The sequence below is a fragment of the Pantoea sp. E2023-21 genome (assembly GCF_051302795.1).
Classification (GTDB): domain Bacteria; phylum Pseudomonadota; class Gammaproteobacteria; order Enterobacterales; family Enterobacteriaceae; genus Pantoea; species Pantoea ludwigii_A.
This window is the reverse complement of record NZ_CP195344.1, coordinates 1,596,612-1,609,377: the sequence shown is the minus strand read 5'-3', so window position 1 is coordinate 1,609,377 and position 12,766 is coordinate 1,596,612. Positions and strand designations below refer to the sequence as shown.

The window sequence follows — 12,766 nt, the reverse complement described above, 5'->3', positions numbered from 1 at the left end:
TTAGGCAGGAAAATGCGATCAAAGTCGCATAATGTACAAATCGTAAAAAAGGCCAATCGCAGGATTGGCCTTTTTATTCACTAGAGGAAATTATCGCACGTTAACATAAATCCCGGAGGTGACATTATCAGTCAAACGTACGACATGATAAATAACCTGTTTATTGTGGGTTTTAATTTTGCGTTTAATATTACCTTTGTGTGACGAAACTGTTTTCGCTTTAATTTGCATCTGGTCTGAAATCTGAATGGTGTCATGACCTGACATCCACATTTTCAGCATATTTGATTCAGTCTGACTTAATGTCAGTGGATGCACGTCGAGCCCAGCAGAAATACGCGGCGAAGCATTGAGTTTCTTTTGCAAATAGGTTCCTAATAAGGAATCCAACGTCGAAGTTTTTATCGATTTTGATGTAATAATCAGGTTCTTACGAACGTAGAGGTATTCCTCAAAATGGATATTCGAGATCGCCATGAAAATAAAGAATAAGGTATCTGGATGCTGCATAATAATGGCACGAATACGATCGCTTGAATCAGATTCGTGAATAAAGCACTCTTCGTTGATAAACACAACGCCCGGCTTTATTTGCTCACATCTTTGTTGCAATTGGTCGATGTCAGATACAGGAGTAATATTTTTCTTTTTAACTCCTTTCGCAGACATATAGTCAGACAAACCCAGGCGTGTGTAATTACATGAATCCATAATAATCGTTGGCATTATAGCGACCCTCACCAATTTGTTATCCGTTTAAATCAACGATGAATACGCGTTTGCGGTACGAGAGAAATTTCCAAAGACACTTTTTTATTCTGCTCTGCAGATTGGCGATAGTTATCCATGCGCCATTATGACTCTTCCCTGAACCGTGCTGCGAAGTTATTTTTTTTTAGTACATCCACGTCACTCTCATCTCAGCCATAGTGGGAATGGCTAAGGATTTGCATTAAGTGTTTAATTCGCTCTGTTTTGAGAGCCCTGTCACTATCGCGCAGATCACAGACAAATCTGATAGGACAATTCTTAAAAACATTTGAATTGCGAAAGTGTGACGCTTTAGCGAGCGTTGACAATGCCGTAAAAAAGGGATTTAGACAAGAAAAATCGCTGTGAAATTTTTTTTGTTTAAAAACAGCCCTTTGAGCATTTCATCAACCGATCCGCAAGGTTTAGCACCTTAGGAATCGTCTGACTAAAATACGCGAAGCGCGGTTTAATAAGAATAATTTTCACTAAAAATGTGCATTTATCAGAATTTCCTCAGTTGATTTCTGGGAAATATGGTTCAGTAAATGCACTAACTGATTTTGATTGCTTAACTATTACTTAAGGGTGCCTACAGAATAGTTAATCAACGAGCGCGGGAAAGTTCTGACACAAACTGGGCGAGTAAATCAAAGACTTCGCTAAACAGATGTTCGCAGAAGGGAGCAAGCAGCGGCATCATCATACCCACGCTGAGGATACCCACCGTTAAGGTAATTGGGAAGCCAACCGCGAAGATAGAGAGCTGAGGTGAAACACGGTTTAACAAACCTAGTGCCATGTTTAGCGTGAGTAGCAGAACTATTAAGGGCAGCGCTAACATCATGCCATTAAGGAAAATTAATCCGGCGGCTTTCACCAACGCCATAAAGGCATTGGCGTTCAAAGGCTGATCGCTGATCGGTAACGTATGAAAACTGTCCACCAGCAGCGAGATCAGCCACAGGTGTCCGTTGAAGGTCAGGAACAGCAGCATTGCCAGCATATCGAGAAAACGTGCCAGCACCGGCATGTTTAAGCGGCTGCCGGGATCAAAGAAGGTAGCGAAAGACAAGCCCATCTGTAAACCAATGACTTCACCCGCCATTCGCACCGCCGCAAAGGCGAACTGCATGGTCAGGCCGATGCTGATGCCAATCAGCAATTGTTGCAACAGCAACCAAAATCCTGCTGGAGTGAATAAGGTGGCTTCTACCGGCGGCAGCACCGGAAGAATGATCCAGGTGGTCAACACGGCGAGTCCAATCTTGACGCGCTTGGGAATCGATTTTTCACTCAGCACCGGGGCGCTGGCAAAAAGCGCCAGCAAACGCACCATGGGCCAGAAGAATTGTGCGACCCAATGGATCAGCTGGCTGCTGTCGAGGTTAATCATTAGCCAATGATGTAAGGCAGATTGCTAAACAGCGTACGGATGTAATCCAGCATCAGATTAAGCATCCACGGACCCGCGATAACCGCAGTGGCGGCCACCGCCAGAATCTTTGGGATAAAGGAGAGCGTTTGTTCGTTAATCTGGGTCGCCGCTTGCAACACACTGATGATCAAACCGCTGATCAACGCCACCAGCAACATCGGCGCGGCCATTAACAGGGCGACGCGCATTGCTTCCTGGCCCATAACCATCACTGATTCAGGTGTCATGCTGCACTCCTTGAGAAAGAAAGGTGAGGGCGAATGCCACTCAAGAGTAGAAACTTTGCGCCAGTGAACCCACCAGCAGCTGCCAGCCATCCACCAACACGAATAGCATCAGCTTGAACGGCAGGGAAATGGTGGCCGGAGGCACCATCATCATACCCAGCGCCATGAGCACGCTCGCCACCACCAGATCGATGATCAGGAACGGGATAAACACGGTGAAACCAATCTGGAAGGCGGTTTTTAATTCGCTGGTGACATACGCCGGCAGCAGAATGCGCATCGGTACCGCTTCCGGACCCTGAATCGGCGCGGTATTGGCCAGACGGGCAAACAGCGCTAAATCCGCTTCGCGCGTTTGACGCAGCATAAATTCGCGCAGCGGCTGCGCGCCTTTATCAATCGCGTCGGCCATGCTGATTTTGTCCTGGCTGAACGGTAGATAGGCGTCGGAGTAAATCTTGTCGAAGGTGGGTGCCATGATGAAAAACGTCAGGAACAGCGCCAGGCCAAGCAGTACCTGGTTCGGCGGCGCAGACGGCGTGCCGAGGGCGTTACGCAGCAGACCAAACACAATGATGATGCGCGTGAAGCTGGTCATCATCAGCAATACTGCCGGAATAAAGGTCAGCGAGGTGATGAACACCAACGTCTGCACCGGCAGCGACCAGCTCTGGCCGCCGTTGGCCAGGGGCTGGCTGATTAAACCTGGCAGTTGCGCATGGGCAACCGGTGCCAGCAACAGCAGCGGCAGAAGAGGAAGTAATCGACGCATCATTGTGGTTTTCCGGGACGTTTAACCAGATTCTGGAACAGCTGACGAAAATCCTGCGGGGCAGCGCGACTGCCGGTTTGTTCTTCCGGCGGCAGCGGCGGCAACGAGTGCAGATGCGTGATTTGCTGGGCGGTCACGCCCAACACCAAGCGCGCATCGGCGGTATCCACAATCACCACACGCTCACGCTGACCGACCTGCACGGTGGCGCTGACTTTCAGCGCCTGGCCGGTGACCGTTTTCGGTGCAAAGCCGAGACGTTTTGCCAGCCAGCCGCAGCCGAGAATCAGCAGAACAATCACCGCCAGCACGCTGCTGACCTGGCCAATCACCGAACCGGTCGAGACGACAGGCTGGCTGTTAACCGGTTGTTCCGTTTGCGTGTGCTTTAACATGCTTAACGGCTCAGACGACGCATACGTTCAGACGGGGTGATGATGTCGGTGATGCGCACGCCATATTTGTCGTTGACCACCACAACTTCACCCTGAGCGATCAGATACCCGTTGATCAGAATATCCAGCGGCTCACCGGCCAGGCCATCCAGCGCCACCACTGAACCCTGCGTCAGACGCAGCAGCTCTTTGATGGTCATCTTGGTGCGGCCCAGTTCGACAGTCAGTTTGACGGGGATATCCATAATCAGATCGATATCCTGCAGCGAACCGCTGATACCAGGATTTTCGAGTGATTTGAATACATTCTCAGTTGGATCAGGCGCGCTTGTCGCGGTCTGTTCGTTCATAGCTGCAGCCCACAGATCGTCCGCGGAGATGTCGTCGTCGGACGGTTTCTTGCTGTCACTCATCGGGCTGTTCCTCGTTCAGCGAATTCAAAATCGGGTTAATCAAATGTTCTACACGCAGGGCATACTGGCCATTAATGGTGCCGTATTGGCTGGTCAGCACCGGCACGCTATCGACGTGAGCAATGATGCGGTCCGGCTTCTCAATGGGCAGGACGTCACCAGGTTTCAGCTGCAAAATACGCGACAGACGCAGCGATGTTTCAGCGAAGTGGGCAATCAGCTCCAGCTCCGAGTGCTGCACCTGTTTCACCAGATTGTCGCGCCAGTGATTATCTTCACGGCGTGAGTTTTCCAGTGGGGGATTGACCAGCAACTCGCGCAGCGGCTCAATCATCGAAAACGGAATACAGATATTAAATTCACCGACCAGGTTACCAATCTCCACCTGGAAAGGCGTGTTAACCACAATATCGTTCGGTGAAGTGGTGATGTTGGTGAACTTCACCTGCATCTCGGAACGCACGTATTCCACTTCCAGCGGATAAATCGCTTTCCATGCATCGCTGTAGCCATCCAGCGCCAGCTTCAACATGCGGCGAATCACGCGCTGTTCGGTATGGGTGAATTCACGTCCTTCAACTTTGGTCGGAAAACGACCGTCGCCGCCAAACAGGTTATCGACAGCAATAAAGACCAGGCTCGGTGAAAACACCACCAGCGCCGTGCCGCGCAGCGGCTTCAGGTGGATCAGGTTCAGGTTGGTTGGCACCGGCAGGTTGCGGGCAAACTCGTGATACGGCTGAATCTTGATCGCACCCACACTAATATCTGGGCTACGGCGCAGCAGGTTAAACAGCGCCATACGGAAATGACGGGCAAAGCGCTCGTTGATGATCTCCAGCGCCTGCAGACGCTCACGAACAACGCGGCGCTGAGTATTGGGATCATAGGGACGGATGTCGCCATCGGTCCCTTTGGAACTGTTCTCTACTTCCGCACTGTCACTGTCGCCATTAAGCAGCGCGTCAATCTCAGCCTGGGAGAGAATGCTATCGCCCATTAAATCACCTCAAAATGAAGGCGGTAAACAGCACGTCATTGACGACCTGAGCCGGTTGACCTTTTACCAGCGGCGGTGCCAGCACCTGTTTGATCTGCTCAACCAGGGCCTGTTTGCCTTGCTCTGTTGCCAGTGCCGTCGCGCTTTGACGTGACAGCAGTAACAGCAGACGGCTGCGCACTTCCGGCAGGTAATCGTTTAACCGACGACGGGTATCCTCATCGGGCAGACGCAGGGTAAAACCCACGTACAGCACACGGTCGGGATCGTTGTCAGCATTGACCAGGTTTACTGTAAACGTATCCATTGCAAAAAATACGGGAGCAGCCGGTGGCTCGACTTTCGCCGTTTCCGGTTGGCTGCCTTCGTGTTTATTCATCATTCGCCAGACTGCATAGCCTGCCACGCTGCAAGCGGCCAGCGTTACAATCAGTAACACCGGTAGTAGTAGTGAACGTTTGCGGCCTTTAGCTTTCGCGTTATCAGACATGTTTGCAGTTACTTCCTGTGAATTATGGGCAAGCCTCTCGGCTTACCTGGACAGATTATCCCGCGTCTTAAGTCAAACAATGGGAAGAAAAGACGCGGGTTTTACGCTTACCTTCAGCGTTTAGCGGCTGTCAGGCAAAGATATCGACAGCGCCGTTACCGGCCGCGCGCGCTTGAAGGGCTGCCGGGACGGCAATAGGCGTTATCTCGGTGTCACTGTCCTGGGAGAGGGTAAAGCTGCCGTGCTGTCCGTCACGACGTCCTTCTTGCTGGCCTTGATAACTCTGGCCCTGTGCGAAGGCGTCGCTGCTGACGTTACTCTGTCCCAGGTTAATACCGCTCTCCGCCAGCGCTGTACGCAGTTGAGGGAGAGCCGCTTCCAGCGCGGCCCTCACTTGGCTGTGGCTGGAAACCATACTTAACTGTGCCTGATCCTTATCGAGGGTCAGACTGATCTGGATGGCGCCCAGATCCTGCGGATGTAAACGCAATTCGGCGTTCTGCTGCCCGTTGCGACTAAACATCACAATCTGCTGACTTAGCGCCTGCTGCCACTCGTTGCTGCCGAGCTGCGCATTCAGCATTGGCGTCGACGGCGTGGTGCTGGTCGAGGCGGTACTGGTCATCAGCGAACTGGTGCTGCTGAGCGGGGCGCTGGTCATCGGCGCAACCGTGTCATCGCTGACCGGTGCGGCACTGCGTTCTTCTGGCTTACTCAACGCGTTCAGCACCTGCTTAAAACTTTCATCCAGCGTCAAAGCGCCGTTATTGCTTGTCGCTGTGCTGACGCTGGTCTGCGAACTGGCTGCCGTTTGCGTTAAGCGCGTTCCTGCATCGCTGGATATAGTCTTTGCGCTATCCGGCTGCGTGGCTTCTTCTTTAATTGCACCGTCCAGCGAACCACTTAACAGTGCCGAATGAAGCGAAGCGCGCGTGTCAGCTTTGCCTTCGCCTAAGCTGCTACTGACGGCTGTTTGGCTGGTGCGGTTCTCTACCGCCACCGGCAACATGGCGAATAATGCCTGCATATTCTGTAAGTCGCTGGCACTTAACGGACTTGCCTCACGCTTATCTTTATCATCGGCTGATTTCAGCGCGGCTTTAGTGTTTTCCGGCTGTAAAAGTGCGTTTAACGCATCGGGTTTCTCCAGCGCCTGCAATAACGCGCTTAAAGAGGCCTTGCTGGCGTCTTTTTCATCAACTTCTGTTGTCGGATCAGTCGATTGCGTGTTAACAGCTTGTTGCTTTACCAGCGTCAGCAAGCGGTTGCCGAGTTCAGTAACAAACCCCTGCGGCAGCGTATCTGTGCCCGGCAAAAGAGTTGATGAAACTGATGTGTCAGCGTCTCCCAAAACCGAGGTTTGCGTAGCAACTGTTGGCAGCGTAATCATTCGCCTTTCCTCAATGCGGCCCGTTGGGCAAATTCATCCATCCGTTTCTGATCGAGACGGTTTTCTTGTCGTAATGCGTTTTCCTCAGCACGCGTAATCAGCGTTTGATAAGCATTGAGTCGCTTATGCTTTTCACGCCAGTTGCTTAGCGCGGTATCGAGGCGCTGATTCCACTGGGAAAGCTGTTGGCGATGCTGTTCAATGGCCTTTTCCAGCGTCTGAATAAACTGATGATAATTGGTCCAGCGGGTGCTGGCGATGCCGCCGGACATATCCTGATTGAGCTTGTTGCGATACTCATCCTGATAATCCAGCAGCATGCTGAGTTGTTCGTCGGCCTGCTGCACGCCACGGCGCATATCGCCGAGGTGAATCACTGCACTCTCCAGCTCCTGCTCCGCCATATCGCGCAGCTTATTAATCGCACTGGCCGTTTTCATGGCTTACCTCGTTTGGCGTTAACCGAACATCGCCTGCAGATGCAAACAGGCATCGTCGTAGTCGCTGCGTTCGAAAATGCCCTGATGCAGGAAGGCTTCCATCTCCGGATAGAGCTTGATGGCTCGATCCAGCATCGGATCGCTGCCCGCGGCATAGGCACCCACACTCACCAGATCGCGGTTACGCTGGAAACTGGAGAGCAACTGTTTGAACTGGCGCACGCGTGCATAATGCGTCTCATCAATTAATGAGGTCATGGCACGGCTGATCGATGCTTCAATATCAATCGCCGGATAGTGACCGGCTTCCGCCAGGCGGCGCGACAGCACAATGTGGCCGTCGAGAATGGCACGCGCCGAGTCAGCAATCGGGTCTTGCTGATCGTCGCCCTCGGTCAACACGGTATAAAACGCGGTGATGGATCCGCTACCGTGCGTGCCGTTACCGGCGCGTTCAACCAGCGCGGGCAATTTAGCAAACACCGAAGGCGGATAGCCTTTGGTCGCCGGAGGCTCACCGATAGCCAGCGCAATTTCACGTTGCGCCATGGCGTAGCGGGTGAGGGAATCCATGATCAGCAATACGTGCTGACCGCGATCGCGAAAATCTTCGGCAATACGCGTGGCGTAAGCGGCACCCTGCATACGCAACAGCGGCGACACGTCGGCCGGTGCGGCGATGACCACCGAACGCGCACGGCCTTCTGCGCCAAGGATGTTTTCAATAAACTCTTTTACTTCGCGGCCACGTTCACCAATCAAACCCACCACAATGACATCGGCTTTGGTGTAACGCGCCATCATGCCAAGCAGTACGCTTTTACCGACGCCAGAACCGGCGAACAAGCCCATACGTTGGCCGCGGCCGACCGTCAGCAGGGCATTAATGGCGCGCACGCCGGTATCCAGTACATCCTCAATCGGCGTACGTTGCAGCGGGTTGAAAGGGGCGGTGATCAGCGGGGCGCGATAGCCGGTTTCTGGCGCGGGCAAACCATCCAGCGGTTTGCCGCTGCCATCGAGTACGCGACCGAGCAATTCCGGGCCCAGCAGCATCTGCTTGCCGCTGTGTCCGCTGTCGCCACTGACGCGTGCATACACGCGCGCGCCCGGCAAGATGCCGTCCACTTCTTCCAGCGGCATCATTAAGAGTTTCTGCCCGTTAAAGCCGACCACTTCACTTTCAACTTCGGTGATTTTGCTGCCATCGGTCCGTTCAATAATGCAGGTGGCACCGAGCGGCAGTTGCAGGCCGGTGGCTTCCAGCACTAAGCCGGTGGCACGCGTCAGGCGACCGTAACGACGCACGGTTTGCACCTGCGAAATGCGATCTTCGAAAGCGTCGAGCGCGCCGAGCCAGCGTGAAAGGCGTGAGGAGGTCATTACAGTGTCCCCGGCGCGGCGAGGCGGCAGAGTTCCTGCCAGCGCGTTGCCACGCTGGCATCAAGGTCGCCATCCTCAGCGCTGAGCTTACAGCCGCCGGGATGCAGCGTGCTGTCAGCCAGCAAACGCCAACCGTGCAGATCGAGTGTTGGACCCAGCGTCTGTTCGATGCGTTGCAAATCATCCGGGTGCACGCGTAATTGCGGTTTGCCGCTGAACATCGGCTCTTGCTGAATCAGCTGCTGAATCTGACGCAGCAGGGCGGTGCCATCCACCTGCGTGGCCTGACCAATCACCGTGCGTGCCGCTTCGAGTGCCAACTGCATCAAACGTGAAGCAATCACGCTGTCGAGTGCTTCGAGCGTGTGATGGAACTCGGTCACCAACTGCTGCATACGTGCCTGCAGCGGTGCTTGCTGTTGCTGGGCATCGGCTAAGCCTTGCTGGAAACCGGCGTCATAGCCGTTCTGTTGCGCTTCGGCGAACCCTTTTTGATAACCTTCGCTGTAGCCCTGCGTCTGCGCATCTTTGCGCATCTGCTGCTGCATGCGCTCCAGCTGCTGCTGTTGCTCGGCTTCGGCGCTCAGTTCGACAGCGCTTTCCGGCTCCTCTAATTGAGGCTCCGGTTCGGCGCCAAACGGGCTGCCTAAATCATCAGGCTGCCAGCGCTGCCACGCGCGGGCGGAAAAGGCATCAGACATAGGTTTCCTCGCCACCACCAATCACCATCTCGCCGGATTCTGCTAAGCGGCGCACCACCAGAAGAATGGCTTTCTGTTCGTTCTCCACCGCGGACATACGCACCGGACCCCGGTTGGCCAGATCGTCGCGCAGGATATCGGCTGCACGCGCGGACATGTTCTTGAGGAACTTCTCGCGCAGCGGCTGTTCGGCACCTTTCAGTGCGACCAACAACTGCTCGGATTCCACTTCCTGCAACAGGCGCTGGATGCTGCGATCGTCCACTTCCACCAGGTTTTCGAACAGGAACATCTCGTCGATGATCTTTTGTGCCAGCTCGCCATCGAAGTCGCGTACTGCTTCGATAACCGCTTCTTCCTGCTGCGTTTTCATCAGGTTGATAATTTCTGCTGCGGTTCTCACGCCGCCCATCTTCGCGCGCTTGAGGTTGGTACCATCCAGCAGGCCGTTGAGCACTTCGGTGAGTTCTGCCAGTGCCGCCGGCTGGACACCACCAAAGGTGGCGATACGCAGCATGACATCGTGACGCAGACGTTCGTCGAACAGCGCCAGAATATCCGCCGCCTGACCACGTTTGAGGTGGACGAGGATGGTGGCGATGATCTGTGGATGCTCGTCGCGGATGAGGTCGGCCGCGGCTTGTGGCTCCATAAAGTTGAGCGTTTCCATGCCGCTGGTGGTCTCGTTTTTCTCGAGAATATCTTCCAGCAGGCTTGACGCGCGCTCCTCGCCCAGCGCTTTGATCAGCACTGAACGCAGGTATTCGTTGGAGTTGAGGCTCAGCGCCGCAAACTGTTCTGCATCCGCTTCAAATTCGCGTAGCACTTCGGTCAGCTGCTTGTGTGAAACCTGGCGCATAGCCGCCATTGCCGCACTGAGATGCTGGACTTCACGCTGGTTGAGGTGTTTGAACACCTCCGCTGCGCGCTCTTCGCCGATGGTCATCATCAGAATGGCGCTTTTTTCAGTACCGGTCAGACTCATAGTTCTTTACTCATCCATTCGCGGATAACCAGCGCGACGACGCGCGGATCGTTTTCAGACATGTCGCGGATACGCTGGCTCATCACCTCGGCGCTCATGCGGTTAGTAGATTTACGCTCCTGATCCAGCTCGTCTTTGCTGAGCTGAACGTTAAAGGCTTCTTCTTCCTGCATCGCCGTTGAACGTGCCGCCAGCGCTTCAGCCGCCGCCTTCTCCTGCTCTTTCTTACGCATCAGCTGTGGACGTACCAGCTTGCGATAGAGGATGAAGCCAACCAACGCCACCAGCAGCCAGCGACCGGCAGTCATCAGCTGATCGAAGAACGATTGCTGCTGCCAGAATGGCAGGTCGCCACCGGTTGGCTCGGTCATATTGAACTGTGAGTTCACTACGTTGACGCTGTCGCCGCGCGTTTGCGAATAGCCCATCGCTTCGCGGGTTAAATCTTCAATCTGCTTAATCTGCTGTTCGTTGAGTGCCACAGCTTTGCCTTTGCCGTCGTCGCGGAAGTTCACCACCACGGCAACGGAGAGGCGCTGCACATCGCCAACGTTCAGCTTGGTATGACGAATGGTGCGATCCAGCTCGTAGTTAACCGTATCGTTGCGCGTTGAGCTGCTTGGACCGGTAGATTGTGCGGTGCTGGTGGTGCTGCCGTTATTGGCGGCATTGTTTTGCGCATTGGCGGTTTGACCGTTCGCGTTCTGACCATTGGCATTATTGTTGTTATTGGCTGGCGGAGTGGTCACCGGCGCAGTGTTGGCTGGCGCAGGCTGATTCGACAAGGCACCCGGCACGCCGCCCGGATAGGGGCTGCCATTCTGTTCGGAATTGCTGGTTTGGCGTGAACGCACAGCGCTATTGTTTGGATTGGCGTTCGGTTGATATTTCTCGTCGGTCTGCTCGCTGCGGTCAAAGTTAATCTGCGCCGTCACCTGCGCATGCACATTGCCCTGACCAAGAATAGGATTAAGGATCGCTTCGATGCGCTGCTGGAAGCGGGCTTCCACTTCAGACGCATATTTCAGTTGTGCATCATTCAGGTCACGACCTTCGCTATCGGAGCGGGTCAACAGACGACCGGACTGATCGACAACGGTAACGTTGCCCGGCGGCAAACCGGCCACGCTGCTGGAAACCATATGCTGAATGGCCTGAATCTGGCCTTCATCTAATGCGCGGCCTGGCTGCAGGTTCAGTGTCACCGAGGCGGAAGGGGCCTTCTGCTCACGCACGAACAGCGTCGGCTTCGGCATCGCCAGATGCACGCGCACGCTCTTTACCGGACCGAGCGTTTCGATGGTGCGCGACAGTTCACCTTCCAGCGCACGCTGATAGTTAATCTGTTCGCTGAATTGGCTGATACCGAACTTCTCTTTGTCCATCAGCTCAAAACCAACATTGCCGCCTTTCGGCAGGCCTTGCTGTGCGAGACGCAGACGCAGCTCATGCACTTTATCGGCGGGCACCATCAGTGCGCCACCGTTATCGGCGAACTGGTAAGGAATGTTCATCTGCGTCAGTTGGGTAACAATCGCGCCGCCGTCCTCATCGGAGAGGTTGTTATAAAGGACGCGATAGTCCGGCGCTTTCGCCCACAGCACCAACGCAAACACCACTGCGATGACGGCAGCGGCGGCAATAATTAAGGGAATTCGCGGATTGGCGCGCAGGCGGGCGAGAAGGTCACTGAAGCCTTTCTTTGCTGTATCCTGTGTAGCGGCTGCACTCGCATTCATGACCGTTTCCTGCCTGACATAATTGACCGGGTGTGTGGTTGTGACAAAACTGACTCCCTGAATACGTCCAAAATGAAATTCCAAACTAATGCGGGCATTATTTGATGAATCGAGTCACTTCGATGGCTGGATAAGCCGGGTTTTTTGCGGTCATTTAGCGCCTTTGTCCTATTGACAGTGTGTTAACTTTCTCATCGTGAAAATTTAATCACTTCTTCATTGAGGATCAGGCAATGGCAATTCAGGCAATTGAAGGCGTACTGCAGCAGCTGCAGATGACCTCTCTGCAGGCCAGCGGCAAGCAGGCGGAGTCAAGCAATCAGGTGGATTTCAGCGCCACCATGAAAGCTGCGCTGGATAAGATTAGCGAAACCCAAACCACGGCACGCAGCCAGGCACAGGATTTCGAAATGGGTAAACCCGGCATCCAGTTAAACGATGTGATGGTTGATCTGCAAAAATCCTCTATTTCTATGCAGATGGGTGTGCAGGTGCGTAATAAGTTGGTGTCGGCTTATACCGACATCATGAGCATGCAGGTTTAGTTTCTTTAGGGTATTTCTTTCGGGTATAGTCCAGCGCGGTGATAGCTTTGTATCAAGCGGGAAGGTTGCTGTATCAGCATTTAGGTGCAAACCGGCCT

15 protein-coding genes are annotated in these 12,766 nt (G+C 53.9%); 1 reads left to right on the top strand and 14 read right to left on the bottom strand.

Annotation, left to right across the window (positions count from 1 at the left end; all coding sequences use genetic code 11):
- Positions 1–90 precede the first annotated feature (90 nt).
- The 14 genes from rcsA to fliF all read right to left on the bottom strand — a co-directional run bounded on the left by rcsA (position 91) and on the right by fliF (position 12,123).
- A complete protein-coding gene (rcsA, locus tag ACRQ84_RS07680) occupies positions 91–726 on the bottom strand; it encodes a transcriptional regulator RcsA (protein WP_064739118.1) in 636 nt (211 codons plus the stop codon).
- Between the two features lie 631 nt (positions 727–1,357).
- Positions 1,358–2,146 carry a flagellar biosynthetic protein FliR gene (fliR, locus tag ACRQ84_RS07675; protein WP_064739117.1) on the bottom strand — a complete coding sequence of 263 codons (789 nt, stop codon included), beginning with the start codon at positions 2,144–2,146 and terminating at the stop codon, positions 1,358–1,360.
- Positions 2,146–2,415, bottom strand: coding sequence for a flagellar biosynthesis protein FliQ (fliQ, locus tag ACRQ84_RS07670; protein WP_008105408.1), 270 nt, complete (start codon positions 2,413–2,415; stop codon positions 2,146–2,148). The genes fliR and fliQ overlap by 1 nt, the downstream gene beginning before the upstream one ends.
- A 40-nt stretch (positions 2,416–2,455) precedes the next feature.
- Positions 2,456–3,187, bottom strand: a complete 732-nt coding sequence (fliP, locus tag ACRQ84_RS07665) for a flagellar type III secretion system pore protein FliP (RefSeq protein WP_061723562.1) — start codon at positions 3,185–3,187, stop codon at positions 2,456–2,458.
- Positions 3,187–3,582 (bottom strand): flagellar biosynthetic protein FliO, encoded by a 396-nt coding sequence (fliO, locus tag ACRQ84_RS07660; RefSeq protein ID WP_064739116.1) that lies wholly within the window; start codon positions 3,580–3,582, stop codon positions 3,187–3,189. Before fliO ends, fliP begins: the two co-directional genes overlap by 1 nt.
- A 2-nt stretch (positions 3,583–3,584) precedes the next feature.
- Positions 3,585–3,995: a flagellar motor switch protein FliN gene (fliN, locus tag ACRQ84_RS07655; RefSeq protein ID WP_007891449.1), complete on the bottom strand. Its 411-nt coding sequence runs from the start codon at positions 3,993–3,995 to the stop codon at positions 3,585–3,587.
- Positions 3,988–4,995 carry a flagellar motor switch protein FliM gene (fliM, locus tag ACRQ84_RS07650; RefSeq protein WP_064739115.1) on the bottom strand — a complete coding sequence of 336 codons (1,008 nt, stop codon included), beginning with the start codon at positions 4,993–4,995 and terminating at the stop codon, positions 3,988–3,990. The genes fliN and fliM overlap by 8 nt, the downstream gene beginning before the upstream one ends.
- A gap of 4 nt (positions 4,996–4,999) precedes the next feature.
- On the bottom strand, positions 5,000–5,485 hold the full coding sequence (gene fliL / locus ACRQ84_RS07645) for a flagellar basal body-associated protein FliL (protein ID WP_064739114.1): 486 nt from the start codon (positions 5,483–5,485) through the stop codon (positions 5,000–5,002).
- Positions 5,486–5,615: 130 nt separating this feature from the next.
- Positions 5,616–6,875, bottom strand: a complete 1,260-nt coding sequence (locus ACRQ84_RS07640) for a flagellar hook-length control protein FliK (RefSeq protein WP_483817649.1) — start codon at positions 6,873–6,875, stop codon at positions 5,616–5,618.
- Positions 6,872–7,315 carry a flagellar export protein FliJ gene (fliJ, locus tag ACRQ84_RS07635; RefSeq protein ID WP_008105396.1) on the bottom strand — a complete coding sequence of 148 codons (444 nt, stop codon included), beginning with the start codon at positions 7,313–7,315 and terminating at the stop codon, positions 6,872–6,874. The genes ACRQ84_RS07640 and fliJ overlap by 4 nt, the downstream gene beginning before the upstream one ends.
- Before the next feature lie 18 nt (positions 7,316–7,333).
- Positions 7,334–8,698: a flagellar protein export ATPase FliI gene (gene fliI, locus ACRQ84_RS07630; protein ID WP_064739111.1), complete on the bottom strand. Its 1,365-nt coding sequence runs from the start codon at positions 8,696–8,698 to the stop codon at positions 7,334–7,336.
- On the bottom strand, positions 8,698–9,399 hold the full coding sequence (gene fliH, locus ACRQ84_RS07625) for a flagellar assembly protein FliH (protein WP_483817648.1): 702 nt from the start codon (positions 9,397–9,399) through the stop codon (positions 8,698–8,700). Before fliH ends, fliI begins: the two co-directional genes overlap by 1 nt.
- Positions 9,392–10,384, bottom strand: coding sequence for a flagellar motor switch protein FliG (gene fliG, locus ACRQ84_RS07620; RefSeq protein ID WP_483817647.1), 993 nt, complete (start codon positions 10,382–10,384; stop codon positions 9,392–9,394). Before fliG ends, fliH begins: the two co-directional genes overlap by 8 nt.
- On the bottom strand, positions 10,381–12,123 hold the full coding sequence (fliF, locus tag ACRQ84_RS07615; protein WP_064739108.1) for a flagellar basal-body MS-ring/collar protein FliF: 1,743 nt from the start codon (positions 12,121–12,123) through the stop codon (positions 10,381–10,383). Before fliF ends, fliG begins: the two co-directional genes overlap by 4 nt.
- Before the next feature lie 233 nt (positions 12,124–12,356).
- Here fliF and fliE point away from each other — a divergent pair, with 233 nt between their 5' ends.
- Positions 12,357–12,668, top strand: a complete 312-nt coding sequence (gene fliE, locus ACRQ84_RS07610) for a flagellar hook-basal body complex protein FliE (protein WP_064739107.1) — start codon at positions 12,357–12,359, stop codon at positions 12,666–12,668.
- Positions 12,669–12,766 lie beyond the last annotated feature (98 nt).